Annotated in this window: 19 protein-coding genes; 9 read left to right on the top strand and 10 right to left on the bottom strand. The window is 63.2% G+C overall.

The features are described 5' to 3' along the window. Positions 1 to 5 precede the first annotated feature (5 nt). The 5 genes from D7S86_RS15245 to D7S86_RS15225 all read right to left on the bottom strand — a co-directional run bounded on the left by D7S86_RS15245 (position 6) and on the right by D7S86_RS15225 (position 4,608). Positions 6 to 713: an ABC transporter ATP-binding protein gene (locus D7S86_RS15245; RefSeq protein WP_121087703.1), complete on the bottom strand. Its 708-nt coding sequence runs from the start codon at positions 711 to 713 to the stop codon at positions 6 to 8. Continuing rightward, positions 706 to 1,470, bottom strand: a complete 765-nt coding sequence (locus D7S86_RS15240; protein ID WP_121087702.1) for an ABC transporter ATP-binding protein — start codon at positions 1,468 to 1,470, stop codon at positions 706 to 708. Before D7S86_RS15240 ends, D7S86_RS15245 begins: the two co-directional genes overlap by 8 nt. Beyond that, positions 1,467 to 2,480: a branched-chain amino acid ABC transporter permease gene (locus D7S86_RS15235; protein WP_121087701.1), complete on the bottom strand. Its 1,014-nt coding sequence runs from the start codon at positions 2,478 to 2,480 to the stop codon at positions 1,467 to 1,469. The genes D7S86_RS15240 and D7S86_RS15235 overlap by 4 nt, the downstream gene beginning before the upstream one ends. Then, positions 2,477 to 3,337: a branched-chain amino acid ABC transporter permease gene (locus D7S86_RS15230; RefSeq protein WP_121087700.1), complete on the bottom strand. Its 861-nt coding sequence runs from the start codon at positions 3,335 to 3,337 to the stop codon at positions 2,477 to 2,479. The genes D7S86_RS15235 and D7S86_RS15230 overlap by 4 nt, the downstream gene beginning before the upstream one ends. A gap of 95 nt (positions 3,338 to 3,432) precedes the next feature. Beyond that, the gene (locus D7S86_RS15225; RefSeq protein WP_121087699.1) at positions 3,433 to 4,608 is read right to left on the bottom strand and encodes an ABC transporter substrate-binding protein; all 1,176 of its coding nucleotides are present in this window, start codon (positions 4,606 to 4,608) and stop codon (positions 3,433 to 3,435) included. Positions 4,609 to 5,643: 1,035 nt separating this feature from the next. On the opposite strand from D7S86_RS15225, the gene D7S86_RS29145 reads away from it, so the two are divergent. Both D7S86_RS29145 and D7S86_RS15215 read left to right on the top strand, forming a co-directional pair. After that, positions 5,644 to 5,865: a hypothetical protein gene (locus D7S86_RS29145; protein ID WP_147432343.1), complete on the top strand. Its 222-nt coding sequence runs from the start codon at positions 5,644 to 5,646 to the stop codon at positions 5,863 to 5,865. A gap of 188 nt (positions 5,866 to 6,053) precedes the next feature. Then, on the top strand, positions 6,054 to 8,954 hold the full coding sequence (locus D7S86_RS15215) for an AMP-binding protein (RefSeq protein ID WP_121087697.1): 2,901 nt from the start codon (positions 6,054 to 6,056) through the stop codon (positions 8,952 to 8,954). Positions 8,955 to 9,018: 64 nt separating this feature from the next. Here the strand turns inward: D7S86_RS15215 and D7S86_RS15210 are convergent, their stop codons facing one another. The 4 genes from D7S86_RS15210 to D7S86_RS15195 all read right to left on the bottom strand — a co-directional run bounded on the left by D7S86_RS15210 (position 9,019) and on the right by D7S86_RS15195 (position 13,564). Next, on the bottom strand, positions 9,019 to 9,858 hold the full coding sequence (locus D7S86_RS15210) for a VOC family protein (RefSeq protein ID WP_121087696.1): 840 nt from the start codon (positions 9,856 to 9,858) through the stop codon (positions 9,019 to 9,021). A gap of 27 nt (positions 9,859 to 9,885) precedes the next feature. Further along, positions 9,886 to 11,580 (bottom strand): bifunctional 3-(3-hydroxy-phenyl)propionate/3-hydroxycinnamic acid hydroxylase, encoded by a 1,695-nt coding sequence (locus tag D7S86_RS15205; RefSeq protein WP_121087695.1) that lies wholly within the window; start codon positions 11,578 to 11,580, stop codon positions 9,886 to 9,888. A gap of 98 nt (positions 11,581 to 11,678) precedes the next feature. Continuing rightward, positions 11,679 to 12,545 carry a fumarylacetoacetate hydrolase family protein gene (locus tag D7S86_RS15200; protein ID WP_121087694.1) on the bottom strand — a complete coding sequence of 289 codons (867 nt, stop codon included), beginning with the start codon at positions 12,543 to 12,545 and terminating at the stop codon, positions 11,679 to 11,681. Positions 12,546 to 12,784: 239 nt separating this feature from the next. Then, entirely contained in the window at positions 12,785 to 13,564 is a 780-nt protein-coding gene (locus tag D7S86_RS15195) for an IclR family transcriptional regulator (RefSeq protein ID WP_121087693.1), read from the bottom strand. A gap of 627 nt (positions 13,565 to 14,191) precedes the next feature. Here D7S86_RS15195 and D7S86_RS15190 point away from each other — a divergent pair. The 7 genes from D7S86_RS15190 (at position 14,192) to D7S86_RS15160 (ending at position 24,095) form a co-directional block, all read left to right on the top strand. After that, a complete protein-coding gene (locus D7S86_RS15190; RefSeq protein ID WP_121087692.1) occupies positions 14,192 to 16,855 on the top strand; it encodes a TonB-dependent receptor domain-containing protein in 2,664 nt (887 codons plus the stop codon). A 77-nt stretch (positions 16,856 to 16,932) separates the two neighbouring features. Beyond that, complete coding sequence (locus D7S86_RS15185; protein WP_121087691.1) at positions 16,933 to 18,414, top strand: C69 family dipeptidase; 1,482 nt, start codon at positions 16,933 to 16,935, stop codon at positions 18,412 to 18,414. A 590-nt stretch (positions 18,415 to 19,004) separates the two neighbouring features. After that, positions 19,005 to 20,072 (top strand): ABC transporter substrate-binding protein, encoded by a 1,068-nt coding sequence (locus D7S86_RS15180; protein ID WP_121087690.1) that lies wholly within the window; start codon positions 19,005 to 19,007, stop codon positions 20,070 to 20,072. Between the two features lie 7 nt (positions 20,073 to 20,079). After that, positions 20,080 to 21,066 (top strand): ABC transporter permease, encoded by a 987-nt coding sequence (locus tag D7S86_RS15175; RefSeq protein ID WP_121087689.1) that lies wholly within the window; start codon positions 20,080 to 20,082, stop codon positions 21,064 to 21,066. Then, on the top strand, positions 21,063 to 21,881 hold the full coding sequence (locus D7S86_RS15170) for an ABC transporter ATP-binding protein (RefSeq protein WP_121087688.1): 819 nt from the start codon (positions 21,063 to 21,065) through the stop codon (positions 21,879 to 21,881). Before D7S86_RS15175 ends, D7S86_RS15170 begins: the two co-directional genes overlap by 4 nt. Further along, positions 21,871 to 22,230, top strand: a complete 360-nt coding sequence (locus D7S86_RS15165) for a hypothetical protein (RefSeq protein ID WP_121087687.1) — start codon at positions 21,871 to 21,873, stop codon at positions 22,228 to 22,230. Before D7S86_RS15170 ends, D7S86_RS15165 begins: the two co-directional genes overlap by 11 nt. Positions 22,231 to 22,682: 452 nt before the next feature. Then, positions 22,683 to 24,095: an undecaprenyl-phosphate glucose phosphotransferase gene (locus D7S86_RS15160; protein ID WP_240648188.1), complete on the top strand. Its 1,413-nt coding sequence runs from the start codon at positions 22,683 to 22,685 to the stop codon at positions 24,093 to 24,095. 218 nt (positions 24,096 to 24,313) lie between these two features. Here D7S86_RS15160 and D7S86_RS15150 read toward each other — a convergent pair whose 3' ends face one another. After that, on the bottom strand, positions 24,314 to 25,069 hold the full coding sequence (locus D7S86_RS15150) for a WecB/TagA/CpsF family glycosyltransferase (protein ID WP_240648186.1): 756 nt from the start codon (positions 25,067 to 25,069) through the stop codon (positions 24,314 to 24,316). Positions 25,070 to 25,187: the final 118 nt, after the last annotated feature.

Genomic DNA, 25,187 nt, shown 5'->3' with positions numbered 1-25,187 from the left:
TTTCTTCAGCGCTGCGACACCGCGAGCAGCGTGTCGATCTTGTCGTCCTGCGCGAGCAGTTCGGCCGCCGTGCTCGCATGGATGACCGCGCCGCGTTCGAGCACGATCGCGTGGTGCGTAATGCTCAGCGCCTTGCGCGCATTCTGTTCGACGAGGATCACCGAGAGCCCTTCGCGTTCGATGATCTCGGACAGAATGCGCATCAGCTCCTGCACGATGATCGGCGCGAGACCTTCGAGCGGTTCGTCGAGCAGCAGGACCTTCGGATTGAGCAGCAATGCTCGGGCGATCGCGAGCATCTGCTGCTCGCCGCCCGACAGTTGATTACCCATGTTCGCGCGGCGTTCCTGCAGACGCGGAAACATCGCGTAGATACGCGCGAGATCCCACGGCCCCGGGACGGCGATCGCGGTCAGATTCTCCTCGACCGTCAGCGACTTGAAGATATTGCGTTCCTGCGGCACCCAGCCGATGCCCGCCAGCGCGCGCTGATGCGGCTTGAGCGCCGTGATCTCCTTGCCGTCGAGCCAGAGCCGCCCTTTGAAACGTCGCGTGTGACCGACGATCGTATTGATCAACGTGGTCTTGCCCGTGCCGTTACGGCCGAGCAGCGCGAGCGCCTGCCCTTGCCCCAGCGACAGATCGACGCCCGCGAGCACCTTGGCCTCGCCATAGCCGGCGACGACGCCCTCCAGCTTCAACATCTCAGACATGGTCGCTCCCCACGAGCTCTTCGCCCAAATACACGGCCTTGACGCTCGGATCGCGCGCGATGTCGGCGCAGCTTCCCTCGGTCAGCAAACCGCCGCTCACGAGCACCGAAATGCGGCTCGCGAAGCTGAACACGAGGTCCATGTCATGCTCGATCAGCACGATGGTCACGTCGTCGGGCAACGCGGCCACCGTATTCAGAATCTCGCGGCGCTCGCCGTCGGGCACGCCGGCCACGGGTTCGTCGAGCAGCAACACACGCGGCCTGGCCGCGAGCGCGAGCGCGATTTCGAGCAAACGCTGCTTGCCATAGGGCAGCACGCGCGTCTCGCGATGCATCGCATCGACGAGATTGCACTGTTCGAGCAGCGCCGCGACCTCGTCCATGAGTTCGCCGCGATGCCCGAGCGCGCGCCAGAAGCGCGCGCCGAGCCCGTCGCGCTCGGAGATCGCCGCGGCCAGCGATTCGACGGGCGTCAGCTCCTTGAAGAGCTGATTGATCTGAAACGTCCGGACCATCCCCGCGCGCGCGCGCTCATGCACCGACAGCGACGTGATGTCGCGGCCTTCGAGTTCGATACGGCCCGACGTCGGCGCCAGCACGCCCGTCAATTGGTTGATCAACGTGGTCTTGCCCGCGCCGTTCGGACCGATCAGCGCCTGCCGCGCGCCCTTCTCGACCGTGATCGAGACATCGTTCGTCGCGACGAGGCCGCCGAAGCGCTTGACGAGATTGAAGGTCTGCAATGCGATCGTCATGCCTTGCCTCCGCTGCGGCGGAACCACGTCCACGGACGCACGAGCCGGTCGTGGCCGACGATCACGATGACGACGAGCAGCAGACCGATCCAGAACTCCCAGTACTGCGGCGTCAGGTCGGCCAGCCAGTTCTGCATGAACCGGAACACGGCCGCGCCGATGATGCCGCCGTACAGATAACCCGCGCCGCCGATCATCAGCATGAGCAGCACATCGGCCGAACGATGGAAATCAAGCACGTCGAGCGAGGCGAAGCCCGTAGTCTGCGCGAGCAAGGCGCCGGCCACGCCCGCATAGGCGGCGCTCAGCGTATAGGCTGCCGTGCGGCGCGCGTTGACGGGCACGCCCATCGCCGCGGCGCGCAGCGGATTCTGATGGATCACGCGCAGCGACATGCCGAACGGCGACTTCACGATGGCCCGCGCGATGACGAACAGCACGAACACCGTGACGATCGAATACGAGTACGCGACGCGTCCGAAGATGTCGAAATCGATGTGCCCGAACAACGGCACCATGGGCACGCCCGTCATGCCGTCCGCGCCGCCCGTGAGCCAGCTGAGCTTGTTCGCGAGTTCATGCAAGATCGACGCGACGCCGAGCGTCACCATGAGCCGCGTGAGATCGGAGCCGCGCATGACGAGCACGCTCGTCAAGAGGCCCGCGAGCGTCGCGACGCCGCACGAGACCACCATGCCGAGGATCGGATCCATATTGAAGTGCTTGGCGAGCAACGCCGCCGTGTACGCACCGAGACCGAAGAAAGCGGCATGGCCGAGCGAAACGATGCCCGTATAGCCGAGGATCAGATCGAGCGACACCGCGAACAACGCGAGGATCGCGATTTCGTTGAGCAGCAGGAAATTGTTCACGGGCGCGAAACACACGCCGAGCGCGACGATCCAGAAGACGATTTCCGCGGGACGCCAGCGCGACCAGCGTTTGCCGACGGCGCGGACATCGAGCGCGACCGACGATGCGCCCGTTTCGATGGAAGTTGCAGACTTCATTTGCCCCCCGCCCTGACGAAAAGACCTTGAGGCCGCCACATCAGGGTGATGATCATGACGCCATAGATGATGAACGCCCCCAGATCGGGGATGTAGTACTTGCCCGCGACGTCGGCAATGCCGAGCAGCAGCGAAGCGAGCAACGGCCCCGTCAGCGAACTCGTGCCGCCGACCGCGACCACGACGAGGAAATAGATCATGAACTTGAGCGGAAAGATCGGATCGAGGCCGAGCATGTCCGCGCCGAGCGCGCCGCCGAGACCGGCGAGCCCCGAGCCGAACGCGAACGTCGTCAGGAACATGAAGTTGATGTTGATGCCGAGGCCGCTCGCCGCGCGCGGATCGTCGACCGATGCGCGCAGACGGCTGCCGAAGCGTGTCTTGCTCAGGATCAACTGGAGCGCGACGACGAGCGCCACGCAAACGACAATCACGAACAAGCGGTAATAACCGATGCCGATGCCCGCGATTTCCGTACGGCCTTGCAGCCAGGCCGGCAAGGTCAGGAATTGCTGGGTCGATCCCATGAAGTAATCGACCGTCGCGATCGCCATGAACGTGAGGCCGATCGTGAACAAGACCTGATTGAGTTCGGACTGCCCGTAGACACGCTTGTACAGCGTGCGTTCAAGGATCCCGCCGAGCACGGCCGACACGATGAATGCGATCGGCAGCGCGCCGAAGAACGGCACGCCGAGCCGCGACATGACGAGCACGGTCGCGTATCCGCCGACCATCGCGAACGCGCCGTGCGCGAGATTGACGAAGTTCATCAATCCGAGCGTGATGGCCAGACCGCTGGCCAGCACGAACAAAAGCATGCCGTAGGCAATGCCGTCGAACAGAATCGTTAACATGACTTTAAGCACCGAAACGCCGCACCCCTCCGAATGCGAGGGGTGCGGTGGGCAAGCCGGCTTATCCGGCTAAAACAGATCTCGCTCGAACGCGCTTACTTGATCTTGGCCGGATCCTTGACGGCTTCGATCTTGTCGAACGGCACGTTGTACAGTTCGCCGTTCACGCGCTCCGTCTTCGTGATGTAGACGTTCTGGATCATTTCACGCGTTTGCGGATCGAGCTGGACCGGTCCGCGCGGGCTGTTCCATTTCTGCCCCTTCATCGCGGCCAGCAGCTTCTCGCCGTCGGTGTCGCCCTTCGTCGCTTCGAGCGCGGCGTAAATCAGATGCATGCCGTCATAGCCGCCGAGGCTATGGAAATTCGGACGCATGCCGGGGTTGGCCTTCTCGAACGCGGCGACATAGGCCTTGTTGTCGGGGTTGTCGAGCGCCGCCGTGTAATGCATCGACGTGACCGTGCCGAGCGCGACGTCGCCCATGCTGTTCAGGATGTCGTCGTCGACGACGTCGCCCGTCCCGATGAGCTTGATGCCCTGCTTCGTGAGGCCGCGTTCGGCGAACTGCTTCATGAAGACCGCGCCCGGACCCGACGGCACGAAGATGAACAGCGCATCCGGCTTGTCGTCGGCGACCTTCTGCAGGAACGGCGAGAAGTCGGGGTTCGCGACCGGCACGCGCAATTGCTCGACGACCGTGCCGCCTTCGGCTTCGAAGACCTTCTTGAACGAGTTCTGCGCATCGATGCCGGGACCGTAGTCGGCCACCATCGTCACGACCTTCTTGATGCCGTTCTTCGGCGCCCAGCGCGCGATGCCCAGCGTGTTCTGCGGCAGCGTGAAGCCCGTGCGCACGATATACGGCGACTGCTCGGTGATCATCGCCGTGGCCGCGGCCATCACGACCATCGGCACCTTGGCCTGCGTCGCGAGCGGCGCGGCGGCCAGCGCGAGCGGCGTCAAGCCGAAGCCGGCCAGCACGGCAACGTGATCGTTGACGATGAGTTCCTGCGCCAAGCGCTTGGTCGTATCGGGGACGTTCGTGTCGTCCTTGAGAATGACCTCGATTTTCTTGCCGGCCACGGTGTCGCCATGCTGGGCGATATAGAGCTTGACCGCCGCGTCGATCTGGCGGCCCGTCGACGCGAAGGGGCCGCTCATCGGAACGATCAGGCCGATCTTGACCACGTCTTCCGCATGGGCGAACACGCTCGAACCTGCCAGCACGAGTGCGGCCGCGGCCTTAAGCAAAGTGCGCTTGGTGTTTTGCATTAGAAGGTTCCTTGCCAATAAACCACGTAACAACGTTAAAAATCGGACCCGCTTTCTTTCCTGGAAGACGCGCGGGGAGCGGGATCGTGCGTCAGGGTTTGCCAAGCCGACTCGGGCTACGCACGAGCCGGCGCGGTGTCGGGATCGTCTCGCGACGCGCGTCTCGTCAGCCTGCGATGGACCCGGCGACGCGCCATGTCGTCGCGCCGTGGCCAAGCCAGGATCGACGTCGCCGTCATGGGATGCGTCGCGCGTTCAATCGTCGACGCGTCGTCGGCGACGTCGGCCGTGCCCCGCCTGGCATTCGGGTGCTTCATGTATGGAGAGCCCCCCGGGGTCGCGTGATCGGCGCGCTGTCGCCGCGTCCGGTGATGAGCCGGATCCGGGCGTATGCGCATCGAGATCGATTCTTTTGCATCCGAACATCTTTCGTCCCCTCTGCGGGGGGCTCTCGCTTGTGGTCCATTGCGGCGGCGACCCGCACGCCGGCTAAAGCGCCGCCGGTCGCCGCACCCCGCACGATAAGCACGCGCGGCACGCCTTGAAAGTGAGGGTTAACCACATAAGCGATACGACACACGTCGCGAACGTGCCGAAGTTCGCGTCACGCCGGGTGCGATAAGCGCCCCGCAAGCCCCGTCCCATAAGGGCTCGGCATCGGCCACACATCGCGCGCGCGCAACGTATGCGCGCTCGATCGAGACCGAATCGGAAGACCCTCGATAACTAGAATCGATGCCCCCTTAAAGGATTTGCAAGCCGGCGCGCGCGCCATCGACATCCAAGGCGCGGAAAGATCATCGCCGCCGCCGCTTCGCGTTTCAGCGATGTCCGCCCCGTTCGATTCATGAAGATCGGGCCCTCGGCCCCTGTCCTTGAGCGACTCGCATGCGCCGCTCGCGCTCCTCTTTAGCGACCGCTCGATTAAGACTCACTGAATTGCCTTATTCGTGTCACTCCGATTTGATATTCGCCAGATATCGAACATTGCTTATCGCGACACGTATTCAAACGACAATATCTCGCGATCTCGCCATGGCATCGCCGTTCAATCCTTTCGAAAGACATAAATTCACCTATCTGTTCGATTTCACACGTACACGCCCGCCGAATGTGGTGATCATGGGCGTAAGGGAAAACGAATCGATGGAGTCGGCCAAGCCGGCCCGTGTGCAACGCAGCGCACGTGGCGAGACAGCACGGGTGAGCGATGCGCACGGCAATGCGCCTTCGCGCGCCCGCCATTCAAACGCTTAACGATCCGAGGACACACCTATTCGCGGGTGGCGCGCACGCCATCACCGCGCGATGCGTCACGTCGACGCATTCCGCATCGCACGCCCGGCCTGCGATGACACCATCCGGATTTTTGCTTGATTCGATATCGCGACGACACGCGCGTATCGACACGCTCTTATGCAAGCGGCGTTTTTAAGGATTGCACGATGGAACCCTTGACGGATAAAACACGCATCGCCGATGCGTTTATCGATCACGCCATTCGGTCAGCCGATGCGATCGCGCTCTCTTCTGAAAACGGCGAACTCACCTATGCGCAATTGCATACCCAGTCGCGCAAAGTCGCATTCGCGCTTGAATATGCATTTCAATATGCGCGCCGCACGCCGTGTGTCGCGATTCTCGCCGAACGCTGCGCGGACTTCGTCATTTCGTTGATCGGCGTCACGCTCGGCGGCGCGACGTTCGTCGTGCTCGACAGCGGCTATCCCGACGAACGGCTCGCGGACCTGCTCGGCCGATGCCGGCCCGACCAGATCCTTGTCGCGGGCGGTGCCGAGTGCGCGCGTCGAGGCCGTGCGCTCGCGCAGGCCGCCGGCCTCCCCGTGCTCGTGGCCGACGACATCCTGTACGGCCGATTCGCGTTCAACCGGCACGCCTCCGATCAGGCCGCGCGCGAAGTCCGTGACGCGGCGGACGACCGGGCAGCGCCCGAACGCGCGGTCCGGGAGGTCGCCTATTACCTGTTTACGTCGGGATCGACGGGCGCGCCCAAGTGCGTCGCGGTATCGCACGCGCCGCTCGTCCATTTCGTCGCATGGCATATCGCGCGTGCGGGCATCACACGCGACGACCGCTTCAGTCTCGTGTCGGGCCTCTCGCACGACCCCGTACTCAGAGACATCTTCACGCCGTTGTCGTGCGGCGCGCGGCTCGATATTCCGTCCGAACACACGCTGCGCGCGCCCGGACACCTGCGCGCATGGTTCTTCGACAAGCAGATCCGGGTCGCGCATCTGACGCCGTCGATGGGCCGCCTGCTCGTCGCCCAAGGACGCCAGGCGAGCGAACTGCCGGCCCTGCGGCGCGTTTTCTGGGGCGGCGAACCGCTCACGCTCGACATCGTCAAGCAGCTCGACGCGATCGCACCGCATGTCATGCAATCGAATTTCTACGGTTCGACCGAAACACCGCAGGCGATCTGCTGTCACGATATCGACTTTGCGTCGGCCACGACACCGTTGCCTATCGGGCGTCCCGTCGAGGGCTTCGACGTCTATATCGCCGACGAAAACGGCATCGCGTTGCCCGCGCGGCGGCAAGGCGAACTCTGCGTCCGATCGCCGTTTCTGTCGCTGGGCTATGTAAAGGACGGCGAGATTGTCTCGGAGCGCGTGAACGGCGTTTATCGGACCGGCGATTTCGGCGAATGCGATGAGGCAGGCAAGCTGATCGTGACGGGACGGCATGACGACCAGGTCAAGATTCGCGGCTATCGAATCGATCTCAACGAGGTCACGACACAGTTGAGCCGAATCGACGGCATCGCATGGTGCGCGACGCTGGCCATTGACGACGCGAGCGGTGCGCGTCTCGAGAGTTTCGTCACGCTCGCGCAGGGAGATGCGTGGCGCGAGGACGCGGTTCAGGCTACGCTCGCCGCGCGCGTGCCTGCGTACATGATCCCCGCGCGTTACCACATGCTGCCCGACGGGCCGCCGCTTCTGCCGAGCGGAAAAGTCGACCGGCGCGCGCTCATCGCGATCGCGCGCACGCCTGCGCTCGACGACGCGCCGCATCCCGCAAGCGCGTATTCGAGGACCGAAGCGAGTCTGATCGAAAAATGGGCGGACGTTTTTCCGCAGTCACGGATCTCGCCGCGCAGCAGCTTCACATCGCTCGGCGGCGACAGCCTGAGCATGGTGCATGCGTATCTGGCAGCAGAGGAAGTGCTCGGCCCCTTGCCGACGAATTGGGCCGATCGCCCGATCGCCGACCTTGCGCGCACCGATTCGAAGCACGTCGCGCGTCCCGATCGGATCTGGGCGTCGCTCGATTCGACGATCGTCATCCGCTGCGCCGCCATCGTGCTGATCGTGCTCTATCACTTCGGCATGGCGCCGATCGGCAAAGGGCTGACGGGCGCGCTCTTTCTGATCTCGGGCGTCATGTTCGGCACGCTCAAGCTTCCCGCCGATCTGCGCGACTTCGACGGCCGCGCGTCGTTCGCCTCGATGAAGCGCATCTTTCTGCCCACGCTGTTCTTCACGCTGCTCGTCGGCGCGCATGACGTCAAGGGATGGGGGTATATGCCGCTGGCCGCGCTGCTGTTCTCGGCCAATTGGGTCGACTATTACGCCGCGCCGCACGGGTACTTCCATATGCGGTGGACCGATTCGCTGTTCTGGTACGCGGACTGCCTGCTTCAGATGCTCGCGCTCACGACCGTCGCCGCGCTGCTCGTGCGGCGTGTCGCGCGACGCGCCGTGTCGATCGCGGAGTTCGCGTTCGCGCTCTGGATCATCGGATCGATCTTCCGATTCGCGGTGCCCTTGATCGTCTCGCCAAGCGTGCTCGATACGGGCATCGACGACATGCACCTCCATCAGATCAACGCGCTGAGTAATCTGGCGACCTTTGCGCTGGGCATGGGCATCGCCGCGTGGACGCGTCGCGCGGGCCGCATATGGCCCACGGTGCTGACGGTGATGTTCGGGGTGCTCGACGCGAAACTCTACGGTCCGTCGAACGGCGTATCGATCGTCGTGGCGACGCTGTGTGTCGTGTATCTGCCGCGTCTCCCCGTGCCGCGATTCACGGTCGGTGTCATCCGGGAGATCTCGAACGCGGCGCTCTACATCTATCTCGCGCAGTTCGTCTTCGCGAGCATTGCCCTCCATGCGCTGGGCGGCCGCACTCCCGTGGTCGAAGCCGCGCTTGCGCTGGGCGGCGGCATCGTCATCAGCAAGATCGGCCGCCGGGTCGGACGCGCGTTCAACGCGGTGTTGTCCTTGTCACGACGCCGCATCAAAGCACTCGGCACGCTCGTGCACGGCGCGGATCGCCGGCAACGCGATCCGCGATCGCCGGCGCGCGCGTCTCGTTGACGCGGTCCCGGTTCGTCGCGTCACGCGAGACGGCGGACCGCGCACGTCCGACGCCGAAACACGTTCAGGTGCGGATCCAGGCTCGGCCCCACGAATTCAACGTGCGTTCCGATTGCGGCCAGACGCCCGGGGCCTTGTCCGCGTCGACGCGTTCGAGCTCGGCGGAAAATTCGAGGCGGTTGCCGTCCGGGTCGGTCACCATGAAGAACAGGTTGTTGCCCGGACCGTGACGCCCCGGTCCGAAGAAGATCGGAATCTCCGCCTGGGCAAAACGATCGCCCCAGTCGCGGATGTCGTTCCATTCGTTCGTTTCGTAGCAATGGTGGTCCCACTCGTCGCGGCTGCCGCGAAAGAAGGCGAGCGTGTGATGCTCGTCGTCCGAGCGCAGAAACGCGACCATGAGCCGGCCGTCGTCGTCGACGACTTCGTCCGACAAGGTGAAGCCGACCGCGTCGACGAAGAATCGCACGACGTTCTCGAGATCCGTCGATTGGAAAACCGTATGTTGAAGCCGGGCCGGCGCGCCTTCGAGCCCAGGCGCGGCTTTCGCGACGCCGAAGACGAAGCGGCGGCCCTGAGGGTCGGCGAAGCGCACGGCGCCCGCCTCGAACAGCGGATCGTCGAGCGTCGATACGTCGACGGCATGCGCGCCCAGACGCTGCGCGAGCCGATCGAGCGCGGCGCGATCGCGCACGGCATATGCGTAATAGGGCGCGTCGTCGGAACCCGCGTTGCCGACGATGATGCCCCGCGCGGGACCTGTCATCACAATGCCTGACGCATCGCGGCCGACGACGCGCAAATCGAGCATGCGTTCATAGAACGCGACGAGCCGCTCGGGTTGATCGCTAAGCACACGGATGTGATGGAAACGCGCCGGCGAGGTCTTTTGTAGAGTGGTCATGCGATGTCTCCGGATACGGCAAGGGACTCAGGCTTGCGCGGGCTCGGTCGAGGCGGCCGCGGGCCGCTTCGAATCGGTTCGCGCGCGCGTGCCGAGGGTTGCGCCGAGCGTGGCCGCGTAGTCGTCGGCGAAGCGCTGCGCGCCCGATGGATCGAACGTCCCCGCGACGTATCGATCGGGCCGCACGAGCAGCACGCGATGCCGTGCATCGCCGAGCCAAGTACGGAGCGCGTCATGCGTATCGACGACGCGTACACATCGTTCGTCATCGATGTCGCCGTTGGCACGTGCATGCGCGTCCGACGGCAGCACCTGCACGCGAACAGCGCCAAGCAGATCCCACAGCGGGTGCTCGATGCGACTCAAGGTCGCGTCGTCGGCGGGCCCGCAATAAACGAGCGCGAATCGGTTGCCGATCACGTTGTCGAGTCGTTCGTGCACGCGCCGATCCGCATGCGTCGTCTCGACGAGCGGCTGCGGCATCATGCGGCCGCGCACCCCGGCGCCGCCTTCCGATCCGCGCGGACCGAGCAGTCCCGCGTCGAATCTCGGCTTCGGCTTGAACTTCATCTGAACGAAGAAATCGCGAATCGGCGCAATCCCGCGCGTCGCCCGGAAGAACGATTGCCAGGCGAGCGCGCTGAACCGTGAACGCGGCGCCATCACGATGCCGAGATTCAATGCGAGCCGGATCAACGACCACGCATGGGTCCGACGTTCGGTCTCGTACGAATCGAGAATCGCCTCGGGCAGGATGCCCTTGAGCACATACGCGAACTTCCATCCGAGGTTGTGCGCGTCGCGCACCCCGCTGTTCATGCCCTGACCCGCGTACGGCGGCGTCAAATGCGCGGCGTCGCCCGCGAGAAACACCCTGCCCGTCTGCCAGCGCTCGGCGACGCGCGCATGAAACGTGTAGACGGTCTTGCGCACGACATGCATCGGCGTATCGCCGCGCAGCGGACGCAACCACGCGGCGATCTGTGCGGGGTCGAGCGCGGCGTCCGCCGATTCGTGCGGATGAATCAAGACTTCATAGCGGCGCGTCCGATGCGGTCCGGGCACGTCGACGATGGGCCGCCGCGCATCGCAATAGACGCGCATCTGCGAAAACGCGTCGGTGTCGCGTTCGGTATCGACGACGAGCCAGCGCGACTTGAACGTCGAGCCGACCATCTTGATGCCGAGCGATTCTCGAACCGGGCTGCGCCCGCCGTCGCACGCGACCATGAATGCCGCGCGTACGGTCACGCGTTGGCCGTCGGGCGCTCGGACGATCGCGGTCACGCCCGAGGCGTCCTGCTCGAACGTATCGAGCGTGTGGCCGAAACGGACCTGACCTTCGTCGAAACGCTCCGCGCCGCGTTTGAGCGTGGCTTCGAACAGCGGCTGGCGAAACGCGTTGCGGCGCGGGTAGCCGTATTCGCTCGCGGTCGGTTCGACCTTTCCGAAGCACACGCCGCCCGGCTTGCTGAAGTAATGCACGCCATAACCGGGCACGACATCCTGCATGACCTCGCCTTCGAGCGCGAACGACTGCATCGTGCGCAGCGATTCGTCGTCGATCGATACCGCGCGCGGCTCGGCGATCGTGGCCGGCTTCTGATCGACGAGCACGAACGGGACGCCGCCCTGTCCCAACACATTCGCGAGCGTGAGCCCCGTGGGCCCGCCGCCGACGATCAGCACACCCGTGCGGACATCGGTTTGATCGTGCTGCATATGCGGTCTCCTGCGCGACGCGGCGTCTTGCGTTTCAAGCGTGCATTCAGTGTGCGCATTCATTCGGCGCACGGGGTCGGCCTACTCGGTGCGGCTGTTCAAGCGGCGGCATGCACGACTTCGTCGGCCACCGTGTTGCGCAGCGTGCCGATGTTCGAAATCTCGACCTCGACCGTATCGCCGGGCTTCATCCAGAGCGGGGGTTCGCGAAACGCGCCGACGCCGCCCGTCGTGCCCGTGATGATGACGTCGCCCGGCCCGAGCTCGGTGAACGTGCTGCAGTATTCGATCAGGGTCGGCACGTCGAAGATCAGATCGTCGGTCGTCGCGTGCTGGACGACCTGGCCGTTCAGACGCGTCGTCAGCGTGAGCGTCGACGGATCGCCGACCTCGTCGGCCGTGACGAGCCACGGACCGAAGCCGCCCGTCGACGGAAAGTTCTTGCCCGGCGTGAACTGGATCGTGTGACGTTGCCAGTCGCGCACGCTGCCGTCGTTGTAGCAGGCATAGCCGGCGACATAGTCGAACGCGTCGGCCGCCTTGACGTGCCGCGCGGGCCGGCCGATCACGACGGCGAGTTCACCTTCGAAATCGAGCTTCTCCGACGCGGCCGGCCGAATGATCGGTGCGCCGTGCGCGGTCTGCGAATCGGCGAAGCGCGTAAAGAACATCGGCTTCGTCGGAATATCGCGGCCCGTTTCCTTGACGTGGGTCAGGTAGTTGATGCCGACGCAGAGGATCTTGCGGGGATCGGGCACGACAGGCAGCCGTTCGACGGCGTCCCACGGCAGCGTGTCGGCGATACGCGCGTCGAGGTCCCGGATCGCGCCGAGCGCATTGCGCGCGAGCGCCTCGCGCAACGAGCCTCCGACCTCCGCCGCATACGGCGCGAGACTCTTCACACCCGCATCGGTCGCGATGCCGAAGGTGTCTTTCCCTGCATGTCGAAAACTGGCCAGCTTCATGCGCGTGTCTCCTGAACGTCACCCGTGAATGGACGTAGGATAGCGCGTTTACGACATCAGTCAACAACGATTCTCTTATTTTGATAATTTTTACTTATTCAATCACCACAAAGTCTCTTATTTAGATTTTTGTTCAACGCAACAAAACTTCTCCACGCAAGCAGCCGAAAGCGGCCCAAAGCGATCGGAACCGACCCGGAAGGCGCGCGGCGCGGCGACGTCGGGAGCCCTCTTGCCGCTCACGCGAGCCGGCGCGCCGGCGCATCGGACGGGCCCGCGCCCAACGCGGCCTCGATTTCACGCGCACCGCTTTGCGCGATCGTCGCGAGACGCTCGCATGCGCGCGCCTCGACGTCGTCGCCGACGACATAGCTCAGACTTCCGACGGCGCGCCGATCCTCGTCGAGAATCGGCGCGGCAATGCCGACGCGGCCCTTGTCGATCTCGCCCCGTGTAATCAGGAAGCCGGCCTTGCGGATCTGCGTCAGCGCGAGCTTGAAGGTCTCGAAGGTTTCGCCGAGTCCGCCCGCCGCCGCATCGGCCGCGTGGTTCGCGTACAGCATGCGCAGCCAGCGGGCCGGTTGATTCGCGAGGATGACCTTCGACGTGGCCCCCGCGAAGAGCGGCATGGGCCGGCCGCGCTCGTAGCTCACGAGCGGTTGGGGGCCTTGTGTAAATACCTGCCGCACGCAGAGGACCGTGTCGCCGTACGAGCGGCACAGCAGCACGGCGGTCCCGGCAGGCGCATACGTGCGCAGATCGTCCATGACGGGCGCCGCCGCATGCAGCAGCGGATCGGTGATCTGCAATTGCCGGTCGAGCTGGATGATCGCGGGTCCGAGCGTGTACTGCCCGAGGCGCGACGGCGCGATCAGGCCGACGTCTTCGAGCGCGCCGATAAAGCGGTAGATCGTCGCCTGCGACACGCCCATTTCGGCGGCCATCTCCTCGGCGGTCCAAGAAGGCTTTTGCAGCGTGAAAAGCTTGAGAACGCCAAAGGCGCGGTCTGACGTGGCCACGACGGATTCCGTGTTCGATGCGATGCGCGGAGTTTACTACCGACTTCCTTGGCTCTCGAAAATCCACCTATCCTCTTAATAGATCGAAGAAATTTTCTCGTATTTTGATAAGGACATTCCTGTATAGGCGCTCAGAAAGCGTCATGCAGCGATATACACGCGATATCGCCGCGGGACTGATCGCACGCATCGATGTGCCGTTCCGCATGATCGACAAGCGTGTATCGCAACACGCACGTGACGCGCTTGAACTTCTCGTGAAAGGTTCTCGCCACGGTTTCATTTCGTTATTCAAGGAACCGAAATCCTTTTGACCGAATCGCGTCGAACTTAGGACGAAATACTTGGTTAATCAGCGAAACATGCACTGTTACAGTTTCTTTGCCTTAGGACAGTGCGTCGCGCCTCGGGCCTGATACATCGATCGCCTCGTGTATCGATCGATACACGAATTTCCGTCCATCCAAGTTGTTGCTGGCCTCCGTCATCGACGGATCGCCGGCGGATGCCATGCCCGACGCAAAAGCGCATTGAAAGGGGAACGCGCCGGCGTCCATACCGATGAGCGCGTGTCCAGGGGACGCGACGCTCGCCTGATTGTCTTATCGACGAGTGAGAACAAGAAAAATGAAGCAGAAGATATTGACGGTGGCCGTGCGCAAAGCCGTAGCGACTGCCTTGAGTCTTCCCGTTGTGATCGCCGTGCCCGCCTTCGCGCAAAGCGCACCCACGACCGCAGCGGCCCCTGCCGCCGCGTCCGATACCGCCGCGGCCAATGCAGCCGATAACGCGGCCGTTTCGACCACGACCGATGGCAACGCCAAGCTCCAGACATTCGAAGTCACCGGTTCGCTGATTCGTCAAACCGACAAGACCGGCTTCAATGCGGTTCAAACCGTCACGCAAAAGGACATCCAGCAAAGCGGCGCGACCACGCTCGCGAGTTATCTCGAGTCGCTGACGGCCAATTCCGCAAGCAGCTGGAACGAAACCGGCTCGTTTCAAGCGCCCGGCGCCGCGGGTATCGCGCTCCACGGCATGAGCGAGAAATACACGCTCGTGCTCGTCGACGGTCAACGCGTCGCGCCCTACGCATTCGGTTCGAACAGCACGGATTCGTTTTTCGACATCGACACGATTCCAACGAACGTCGTCGACCATATCGATATCGTCAAAACGGGAGGCGTGTCGCAATACGGTTCGGATGCCGTCGCCGGTGTCGTCAATATCGTCACCAAGCACGACTATCAGGGCCTGCAGCTCGGCGGCAATCTCGGCGCGGCCGGCCAGGGCGGTCAAGGAACCGTCACGCTGAACGCGCTCGGCGGATTCGGCAACCTGACCTCCGACGGCTTCAACGTGACGGTCGCGGGCAGCGTCTATCGGCAAAGCGGCGTGTCGCTCGATCAACGCTCGACCACGCAGAATCTCGACTATACGAGCTTCGGCGGCGCCAACGTGACGCCAGTCTCGTATCTGACCTCGCCGACCGGCACCTTGCTCGCGCCGCGCAATTGCTTCGGCACCGTCACGTCGAGTTCGACGAGCCTCTTTACGTATGGCGCGCCGGGCTCAGTCTGCGAAGCGCCGAACGCATCGGCGCAGACCAGCCTGATTCCGCAAGTCGACCGCGCGAACATCAAGATCCACGCCGACTTCAAGATCGACGACAACACGACGGCCTGGGGCGACGTCTGGGAAAGCTACGATACGACGCAGGCCGGCAAGGGCTATGCGTATGCGGGCAGCACGAATCTCGGCGCGGGCGCGCCGGTCGCGTATTCGCCGACGCCGGGCAATCCGTATTCGGGTTTCGGTCTGTTCACCGCGACGACAACCGACGGCTATTCGCCGAACCTCATTTTCCCGACGCAATCGGTCGATCGCACCGACTCGAATTTCTATCGCGTGTCGGGCGGCGTGAAGGGCGAGATCGATACGGCATCCGCGGGCACATGGAATTGGCAAGCCTCGGTCGGCCATTCGCAAAGCACCGTCACGAACGAGCTGTCGGGTCAGGTCAATGCGAATCTGCTCTCGCAATACCTGAGCACGGTATCGTCCACGACGTTCAATATGGCGCAGCTCGAAAGCATTCCGGGCATTCTCGGCACGGCCTCGCAGCTCGCGATCTCGAAGCTTGAAACCGCCGATGCGTCGATTTCGACGCCGGATCTGTTCCACTTGCCGGCCGGCGACGTCGGCGTCGGCTTCGGTGTCCAGTTCCAGCACCAGTCCGAATACATCGGATCGAGCGCGGCCAACGATCAGTACCTCGACCCGTACATCCAGTCGGTCGACGGCGAGCGCAATATCGCGGCCGCCTACTATCAGTTCGATATTCCGCTGCTGCCGCATTTGACCTTCAGCCAGTCGGGCCGGTACGACCACTACAGCGACGTCGGTAACGCGTTTTCGCCGCGCTTCGCGCTGCGCTATCAGCCGATTCAGGCGCTGACGGCCTATGCGTCGTTCGATCGCGGCTTCCGCGCGCCGACCTTGATCGAATCGCACCAGACAGTCAATTACACGGCGCAGGACATCGACGGCTACATCATTCCCGAGCTGACCGAAGGCAACAGCAAGCTGCAGCCCGAACACACGAAGAACTACAACATCGGCTTCGAACTGTCGCCCACGCGCAATACGGACTTCGGGTTCGACTGGTACCGCATCCATGTCACGAACGTGATCGGTCAGCAGGATCTCGCGTCGACGGTCGCCAGCGTCATCGCCTCGACCGGCGAGCCGCCCGCCTATGTCGTCGATCCGCTCATGAATCTCGGCGACATGACCACCGACGGCTTCGAGGGCACGTTCCGTCAGATCGTGCCGACCGCGCTCGGCGCGTTCACATTCAATGCCGATTGGGCATGGGTCTGGCACTACACGATCGCGAACGGCGCGGGTCAATCGACGGTCGATCTGGCCGGCAACAACAACGGGATCGACACGACGTTCGGCGCCGCGTTTCCGCGCTGGAAAGGCAATACGAGCGTGAATTGGGTCGCGCCCGACGGCAAGTGGAACGCCACGTTGACCTGGCAATTCACGGGCCCGTACAACCTGACCACGGACGGTCCCGGCAGCGTCGGTTCGTATAGCCAGTTCAATCTGTACGCGTCCTATACGGGCATCAAGCACTGGACCCTGTACGCCGGCATCAACAACCTCTTTAACCGCAAGCCGCCGTACGACTCGGTATGGACCTACAACGGTTCGTTCTATGACGGTTCGCTGTATAGCGACGTGGGGATCTACGGGCAAGTCGGCGCGACCTACACGTTCTAAGCACGGAGCACGGGGCGCGCGGCATCGCGCGCCTCATTTGCAACGGTCAGCATTTTCCATCACGGTGAGCACGTCTCATGAAGAAAATTACGGCGCTATCTCTGGTCCTCACGCTCATCGCGCAAGCGAGCGTGGCATGCACGACGATCATCGTCGGCAAGAACGTCAGCGCGGACGGCTCGATCCTCGTCGCGCGCAGCGTCGACGGGATCGACGGCGTGACGTCGATCGACCACGTCTACCATCCGCCGCGCGACAAGGGCTCTGTCGTGAAGAGCACGATCGAAGGGCACTTCACGTACAAGCTGCCCGATCATCTGCTCGGCTATACGGGCGACCCCGTGTTCCCGACGCTGGTGCATTCGGACACGGTGTTCGAAGAGTCCGGCTTCAATGACGTGGGCGTCGGCGTATCGGCCACGGAAACCATTTTCAGCAACGACGCGACATTGAAGGTCGACCCCTATAAAAAGGAAGGCGGCGTGGTCGAAGAAGTCATTCCGACCGTCATCCTGCCGCAGGTCAAGACCGCGCGCGAAGGCGTGCTGCTGCTCGGCCATCTGATCGAACAACTCGGCGCGGCCGAAGGCGTCGGCGTCGCGATCGTCGACAAGAACGAAGCGTGGTACCTCGAAAATGCAGGCGGACACGAGTGGCTCGCGCAACGCATCCCTGACGACAGCTATTTCGTATCGGCCAACCAGTCGCGTCTCGGCTCGGTCGATTTCAACGACACGGCCAATGTCCTGTCGTCACCGAACCTCGAACAATGGGCGGCCGATCACGGCTTGTTCGATCCGAAAAACGGCAAGGCCTTCAACTTCCGCGAAGTGTTCAGCCGCGACGATCCGAAGCTCGACGTCGGCTATAACTACGCGCGCGTGTCGTATCTGCAGGGAAGCTTCACCAAGGCGCTCGTCGGCGATTGGCCCAAGAGCAATAATTTTCCGACTTTCGCCAAACCCGATCGCAAGATCAGCCTCGCCGATGTCGAAGCGGCGCTCGAAAGTCACTATCAAGGCACGCCGCACGATCCCTATACGCTCGCCGATCCGAGCGTGACCGAGCGTCCCGTTTCGGTGTTCCGCACCGTGCAGTCGCATGTGCTGCAAACACGCACGGACTTGCCGCCGGCGATCGCGAATGTCGAGTATCTGAGCTTCGGGATGGCCGCGCTCGGCGTCTATTTGCCGCTCTACGAAGGTGCCGCGATTCCCGCATCGCTGCAAGGCGCGACGAACAAGGCCGACGATCTCTCGGCGTATTGGGCATTCCGTCGCGTGCAAGCGCTCGCGCTGCAGAACTATCCGAAATACGGTCCGCTGGTGCGACAACGCTTCGATGCCTTAGCGGCCGACATCGCAACGCGACAGCATGCGTTCGAAAAGCAGTACGCGGACACTTACGCGCAGGATCCGGCCAAGGCCAAGCAGTTGCTCGATGCGTTCACGAACGAGACGGTCGCGCAAGGTGTGCAGGTCGCACGCGATCTGTCGAACGAAATCGTCACGGATATCGCCAAGGACGTCGAGAAGAAGTATCACTTCGAAGGCGCATAAATCGGTGCGTCAATAGGCGCGCAAAAGGGGGCGCAAGCGACCCCCAAAACAACCCATCCATCGCCGACGGATTCGATCGGCACGCTGCAGCCTATCGCCATCAATCACGCTTTGGGCTGCTAATTCACCCCCCGGATAAGCATCTGAGTTTTTATCGCTTGAGTGACGTGCCGGGGACCTTGTAACCTTTTCCGCATCACAGCCAACTTGGCGACGTGTCGGCAACGATGCGCGGAAACATCCTATCCGCGCGTGTGCATCGCTCGACGCGCTCGTCCGGGAACGCATGCGCGCGATCGGTGATCCCGAGCACCTCAGGGTGCGGCGAATCCACCTAGGCAGATGGCCTGTTCTGGCAAGGGCCGTCCATCCGGCATCGAAGCAGATCGCGCGCTCGCGTCCGTTGCCTTGCGCAAGCGCGTCGATGTCGATCCGCGGAACCCTTCCGCGGGCGCGTGACCAGCAGTCGTAACAAAGATCGTCGAGGGGATCGGCGCGCGGTCTTCCCGTTGACGCAATGCGCATCTGTTCTTGCTTTCCGAGCTTCTGCGGTTCCGGTATCGAACGACATCAACGTCCAGGAAAAAAGCATGAAAAAAAATACGTCCGGCGCGACGCCGGCCCATGACAGGGTGAATTCAACGTCCCAGGTATCGACGCCGCGGCGCACGCTGCTCAAGGGCGTCGGCGGATTGGGCGCGGTCAGCGCGCTCGGTCTCGGGGCCTTTCAGGTCAACAGTTTCGCCGTGCAGGCCAAACCGACCAAAATCAGCATCGAGTGGACCGAAGTCGCGGCCTGCCATTCGCCCGTCGGATTCGGCGTGGCGAAGGGTATCTATTCGAAGCACGGACTCGACGTCGATTTGTTCTATCAGGGCGCTAGCGGCCAGACGCTGATTCAATCGCTCGCGACGAAGAAAGCCGAAGCGGGCCCGGGCCTGCTGCACGACTGGCTCAAACCCATCGAACAGGGCTTCGACGTCAAGCTGTTCGCCGGATCGCACGGTGGATGCCAGCGTCTGCTCGTCAAGGAAGATTCGGGCATCAAGACGATCAAGGACCTCAAAGGCAAGACGATCGGCACGTTCGACGCGGGCTCGCCCTCGCGCGTGGCGTTCTCCGTCGCGTTGGCCGCGAACGGCATCGATCCGAACCGCGACGTGACGTGGAAGGTCTTCCCGTTCGATCTCGTCGCGGAAGGCGTCGAGCGCGGCGAAGCCGACGCGGTCGCACACATGGATCCGTGGGCCTATTCGTACGAGAAGAAATACAAGCTGCGCAAGATCTACGACACGCAAACGGGCGTGTTCCAGGATCGCGTGTGCTGCGTGCTCGGCGTCAACGGCGATTACTGGGCGCAGAACCAGGACACGATTCGCCGCGTCGCCGCCGCGAATCTCGAAACGCATCAATACACGGCCGCGCACCCCGACGAAGTCGCGAAGTGGTACTTCGATACGCTCAAGCCGGGCCTCTCGGTCGAAGACCTCACGACGGTGCTCAGTTCGCTGACGTATCACCAGAACTGGTTCGGCAAGGAACTCGAGAAGGAAGTGCGCATCGGTTACGAGCAGCTCAAGACGACCGGCGTCATCGATGCGAAGACGAATCCCGAGGAAATCGCCCAGCGCGTCACGGTCGACATCTTCAAGACCTGAGCCCGATATGACGACCGTTCACGTGGAAAGCGCCGCGCAGGCGCAGCGTCCGGGTTTTCTAGCGGGCGCGTGGAAGCTCGGATGGGTCGCCGCGGCAAGCTGGCTCGTTGCCGCAGCGATCACCTGGGTCTTGCCCGACAAGATCGTCTGGGGCGACCAAACCGGCCTGTTCGCGCTGCTGCTCGCGATCGGCGCGGCCGTCTTCGTCGTGCTTGCCGTCGTACCGGCATGGCATCCGAAAACCGTCGTCCATTATGGGCCGTGGTTTGTCGCGATCGGCGTGTGGCTTGCCGTGTGGGAGTTGTTGACGGCGAAGCTCGGCTGGTTGCCCAAGCCGTTTTTTTCGCCGCCTCAAGGGCTCCTCTATGTCTACGTGAACGACTGGTCGCGCTTGTTGATCTGCATCGGCTATACCGGACGGCTCTGGATATTGGGCTTTTTCTCGGGCGTGGCGGCCGGATTCGCGGCAGGCGTCGCACTCGGATGGTCGGCGCGCTTCTCGTATTGGGGCACGCCGCTGCTCAAGCTGATCGGCCCCGTGCCCGCGAGCGCGTGGATTCCGTGCACGTTCTTTATTTTCCCCAGCACGTTCTACGCGAGCATTTTCCTCGTCGCGCTGGCATCCGGCATTCCGGTCGCCATCCTGACGGCGGCGGGCGTCAGCCAGGTCAATCGCGCTTACTACGATGTCGCGCTAACGTTCGGCGCAAGCTCGCGTTGGCGCATCCGCAAGATCGCGATCCCGGCGGCCCTGCCGAATGTGTTCGTCGGCTTGTTCATGGGTCTGTATTACTCGTTCGCCGTGCTCGTGATCGCCGAGATGCTCGGCGCCAAATACGGGCTCGGCTGGTATCTGCAGTTCAATACGTCGTATTCGGCGTATGCCAATGTGTATGCCGCGCTGCTGATCATGGCGCTGATCTGCGCCGGTCTCGTCAAGCTTCAGTCCGTGGTCCGCGAACGGCTGCTTATCTGGCAGAAGGGGATTCTATGAGTCATACGCCGATTGCATCGTCCGAATCCGTCGACGACGACTTCGACGCACTCGCCGCGCGGGCTTTGAGGCTCGATATCGAGCGCGTATCGCACGCATTCGAAATCAAGGGGCAGACGTTTCGCGTGCTCGACGATGTGAGCCTGCATGTCGACGCGGGCGAATTCGTCGCCTTGCTCGGCCCCTCGGGCAGCGGCAAATCCACGCTGCTGCGTCTGGCCGCGGGACTCGACGTGCCGCGCTCGGGCCAGATTCTCGAAGACGGACTGCGCGTCACGGGTCCGGGCCCCTCGCGTTTGCTCGTGTTTCAGGAAGCGACCTTGTTTCCCTGGCTGACGGTCTGGCAGAACGTCGCGGCTGGTCTCGATGCGCGCGGCCTGTTGCCTGCGCAGACCTCGCGCGTCGACGACATCCTGCGGCTCGTCAAACTCGATTCGTTTGCACAGGCCTATCCGCATCAGCTCTCGGGCGGAATGGCGCAGCGTGCCGCGATTGCACGCGCGCTCGTCAATCATCCGCGTTTGCTGTTGCTCGACGAACCGTTCGGCAAGCTCGATTCGCTGACGCGACTCAATATGCAAAACGAATTGCTCGGGCTTTGGCGCAGCCAGGGATTCACGGCCCTGCTCGTGACGCACGACGTCGAGGAAGCGCTGTTGCTCGCGGACCGCGTCATCGTCTTCAGCGACCGGCCCGCGCGCATCGTGTCGGAAATCGTCGTCGACAAACTGCATCCGCGCCGTCGTGACGATGCGGATCTCGTTGAATTGCGGCGCCAGCTTCTCGAAACGCTCGGGGTATCGCATGACGTCTAAGGTAAGGCTTACCGCACGACGCATCGCACACGTCCGGCTCGATACGCTGCTGCTCGGCGCGGGCGGTCTCAGCGTCGCGGTCGGGCTTGCGTGGTGGTACATCGTGTTTCGACCGGTCCTCAACGCGACGTATCTGAAGTACTCCGACGCCTTGACCTGCGTCGCGACGACCACGGACCTCTGCGCGCTCGCGCAGGCACTGTGCCTGAATCAGCATTTTCTCGGCATCACGCGCTATTCGACGTCCGTGTTCTGGATGGCGACCGCCTTGCTCGGCGCCGGCGCATTGGCTTCGGGCTGGCGTTCGCAGCATGCACGCGTATCGGTCGTCGAGCGCGGCCGCTCCTGAAGGCGCTGCACCGCGCAAATCCGCATTAAACGCGGGTTTGAACGATCGGGGCGCGCGCAGCGCTGCCTTACGACATGTGTCATATCCGCCGCATCGCTATACGCAGATTCAAAACGGGCTGCTAAGATACGCACAACGCTTGAATAACGGCTCGCAGTTCTGCTAGAACGGCTCGAAAATAGACCCTTCGCGCCGCCGGATCAAGCGCCGAGGCCGACGGGGACGGCCGTTTAAACGCATGTCCTGCGAGTTGCGCGCGAAATAGAAAACCAGTGCGCCTATTTGCAGCGTGCCTCCGATCGCAAGCATGACCGCGCGACGCATCGTCGACGCAGCATGCATGAGTTGCGTCGTGTCTAGACGGATTTCCTACGAGCCAACCGGAACCCGGATGCCCTTGCGGTGCCGGCCCAGATCAACGCTGTCGTGTCGGTCAGCCGTACGGATTTGCCATGTCCTCTCAAACGCCTCCCCATCACCGCCTGTTTATGGCTTTGGTCGGGGTCATCAGCGCTGTGCTGAACACGGCTGCGTTTTTCGTACTGCTCCCAACTAATGGACAGATTGCCGGTACGCCATATGCGCGCGCGTTGACCGGTACGTTGGCCGTCGCGGCCTTCGTGATTTTCGTGCGTTTTCATCTCGTGTCGAGCGCGCGCAATCTTTGGTGGATGCTGAGCCAGGGCGCGCTGCGCTGGTTCCGTCTATTGATCGTGCTCGTCGTGCTGCTGTTCTTCACGCACGACGGCAGCGGCGAATTGCGGACCCTGCTGATTGAATGGACGGCGCTCGCGCTGCCGCTTCAGCTCATCGGTCTCGCCCTGCTGCGCGCCGCCGCGCACGCGATCAACAACGCACCCGGCAATCAGCGTCATGCGGTGTTCTTCGGTTTTTGCAGCGAAGCGCGCAGACTGAACCTGCGTTTACAGCGTTCGCCGCTGCTGGGCATCCGGATCGACGGCTATTACAACGAGATGCCCGTCGTGCCGGAACCCGGCGAGACGCTGCCGCCCTATCTCGGCCGCTATGCGGACGCCGCGGCGCGCGTGCAGGCCAACGACTTTCAGATGGTGTTCATCGCGATGGGGGAATTCAATCGCGAGAACCTGACCACCGAGATCATGGATCGTCTCTACGATTCGACGGCCGCGATCTACCTTGTGCCCGAGTTGCGCTTTTTCGACGGTCCGACGACGAGCAGCGCATCGCTTGCGGGCGTGCCTTTGCTGGCGTTGCACGATATCCGGATTCTCGGTTTGTCGCGCATGGTCAAGCGCCTTGTCGACATCGCCGGCGCGAGTCTGATGCTGTTGATGCTGTCGCCACTGATGGTCTTGATCGCGATCGCGGTTCGCCTCGATTCGGCCGGGCCGATTCTGTTCCGCCAGGTTCGCTACGGCGAGCGCGGCGAGCCGATCAACGTGCGTAAATTCCGGTCGATGCGCTTCACGCCTCGCAAGGAGGATGAGGAGGCCGAAGGGGAAGTCCGTCAGGCCCGCGTCGGCGATGGCCGGATCACGACGGTCGGTCGTTTCCTCCGACGGAGTTCGCTCGATGAATTGCCGCAATTGTTCAACGTCGTCGGCGGCTCGATGAGCCTTATCGGCCCCCGGCCGCATGCTGCCGAGCACAACGAACTGTATCGGCGCCTGATTCCGGGGTACATGCTGCGTCATAGCGTGAAGCCCGGCATCACGGGCTGGGCGCAGATCAACGGCCTGCGCGGCATCACGGACACGCCCGACAAGATGGAGCGTCGCGTCGAATACGACCGGTACTACATCACGAATTGGTCGCTCTGGCTCGACCTCGAAATTCTCGTCAAGACGATCCCGTCGATCATCCTGGGCCGTAACGCGGTGTAAGGCGCGCGATCGGTTTAGCGGCGATCGGTTTAGCGGCGATCGGTTTAGCGGCGATCGGTTTAGCGGCGGTCCGTTTAGCGGCGGTCCGTTTAGCGGCGGTCCGTTTAGCGGCGGTCCGTTTAGCGGCGGTCCGTTTAGCGGCGGTCCGTTTAGCGACTGCCTAAAGGCAGTCGCTAAAGCGGTCACGACTTCAGCGCCCGCGCCTCAAGGGCACGCCGTCAGGCTGTGCGGCGCTGCGTGCGGGACATACGCCAGTGCCGCCAGCAAATGCCGAAGAAACGGCTGTCGGCGACCAGATAGCGATGCCACATGCGCGCGGGATCCTGCATGAATCGCCAGCACCATTCGAGTCCGGTGCGCTGCATCCAGACCGGCGCGCGTTGCCGCAGCCCCGTGGCGAATTCCATCGCCGCACCCGCGCAAAGCATGATGCCGCCCGGCAGCCGATCGGCGAAATGCAGCGCCCAGCGCTCCTGCTTGGGCATGCCGACGCAGACGAACACGACGTCGGGCTCGATCGCGCGCACGCGCTCGGCCACGGCCTCGCCTTCGGGACCGGTCGGATCGAACGACATCGACGGCGCGATGACCTCGACGTCGAGACCCGGGTATTTCGCGGCGAAACCGTCGATCAGCGCCGCTTCCTTGCCCGGTTGCCCGCCGACCACGACCACCTTCCAGCCGCCCGCGCGCGCGCGTTCGCACATGGCCGGCAGCAGGTCCGCGCCGGTCACGCGGCCCGGCAGCGGCAAGCCGAACAGGCGACTCGCCCAGACGACGGGCATGCCGTCCGCGAACAGGTAATCGGCGGTGCGGTAAAGACGCTGGAATTCGGGCAGCTTGTCGAGCCGCACGACGTGGTCGACGTTCGGCGTGACCGCGACGCGCGCGCGGCCGTCGCGCTTCAACGCGGCCGCGCATAGCACGTCGACCGCGGTATTGAACGACACCGCGGCGATATCCAGCCCGAACAACGGAATACTCGGTTTAAAGACAACCCGTTCGGCCGCCGGCGTTGGCGACTCGATAATTGGTCTGCTGCTCATTCTATTTTTAACCCCGCCGCCCTAACGAGACGGGGGTCACGCGTAA

The organism is Pararobbsia silviterrae (assembly GCF_003628125.1).
Lineage (GTDB): Bacteria > Pseudomonadota > Gammaproteobacteria > Burkholderiales > Burkholderiaceae > Pararobbsia > Pararobbsia silviterrae.
Note: the sequence above shows the minus strand (reverse complement) of the source record. Positions and strands in the feature narration are given on the sequence as shown.

What these genes read in the sequence shown, in the direction of transcription:
- D7S86_RS15245 (WP_121087703.1), bottom strand. Translation starts at nt 713, where the DNA reads ATGTCTGAGATGTTGAAGCTGGAGGGCGTCGTCGCCGGCTATGGCGAG.
- D7S86_RS15240 (WP_121087702.1), bottom strand. Translation starts at nt 1,470, where the DNA reads ATGACGATCGCATTGCAGACCTTCAATCTCGTCAAGCGCTTCGGCGGC.
- D7S86_RS15235 (WP_121087701.1), bottom strand. Translation starts at nt 2,480, where the DNA reads ATGAAGTCTGCAACTTCCATCGAAACGGGCGCATCGTCGGTCGCGCTC.
- D7S86_RS15230 (WP_121087700.1), bottom strand. Translation starts at nt 3,337, where the DNA reads ATGTTAACGATTCTGTTCGACGGCATTGCCTACGGCATGCTTTTGTTC.
- D7S86_RS15225 (WP_121087699.1), bottom strand. Translation starts at nt 4,608, where the DNA reads ATGCAAAACACCAAGCGCACTTTGCTTAAGGCCGCGGCCGCACTCGTG.
- D7S86_RS29145 (WP_147432343.1), top strand. Translation starts at nt 5,644, where the DNA reads ATGGCATCGCCGTTCAATCCTTTCGAAAGACATAAATTCACCTATCTG.
- D7S86_RS15215 (WP_121087697.1), top strand. Translation starts at nt 6,054, where the DNA reads ATGGAACCCTTGACGGATAAAACACGCATCGCCGATGCGTTTATCGAT.
- D7S86_RS15210 (WP_121087696.1), bottom strand. Translation starts at nt 9,858, where the DNA reads ATGACCACTCTACAAAAGACCTCGCCGGCGCGTTTCCATCACATCCGT.
- D7S86_RS15205 (WP_121087695.1), bottom strand. Translation starts at nt 11,580, where the DNA reads ATGCAGCACGATCAAACCGATGTCCGCACGGGTGTGCTGATCGTCGGC.
- D7S86_RS15200 (WP_121087694.1), bottom strand. Translation starts at nt 12,545, where the DNA reads ATGAAGCTGGCCAGTTTTCGACATGCAGGGAAAGACACCTTCGGCATC.
- D7S86_RS15190 (WP_121087692.1), top strand. Translation starts at nt 14,192, where the DNA reads ATGAAGCAGAAGATATTGACGGTGGCCGTGCGCAAAGCCGTAGCGACT.
- D7S86_RS15185 (WP_121087691.1), top strand. Translation starts at nt 16,933, where the DNA reads ATGAAGAAAATTACGGCGCTATCTCTGGTCCTCACGCTCATCGCGCAA.
- D7S86_RS15180 (WP_121087690.1), top strand. Translation starts at nt 19,005, where the DNA reads ATGAAAAAAAATACGTCCGGCGCGACGCCGGCCCATGACAGGGTGAAT.
- D7S86_RS15175 (WP_121087689.1), top strand. Translation starts at nt 20,080, where the DNA reads ATGACGACCGTTCACGTGGAAAGCGCCGCGCAGGCGCAGCGTCCGGGT.
- D7S86_RS15170 (WP_121087688.1), top strand. Translation starts at nt 21,063, where the DNA reads ATGAGTCATACGCCGATTGCATCGTCCGAATCCGTCGACGACGACTTC.
- D7S86_RS15165 (WP_121087687.1), top strand. Translation starts at nt 21,871, where the DNA reads ATGACGTCTAAGGTAAGGCTTACCGCACGACGCATCGCACACGTCCGG.
- D7S86_RS15160 (WP_240648188.1), top strand. Translation starts at nt 22,683, where the DNA reads ATGTCCTCTCAAACGCCTCCCCATCACCGCCTGTTTATGGCTTTGGTC.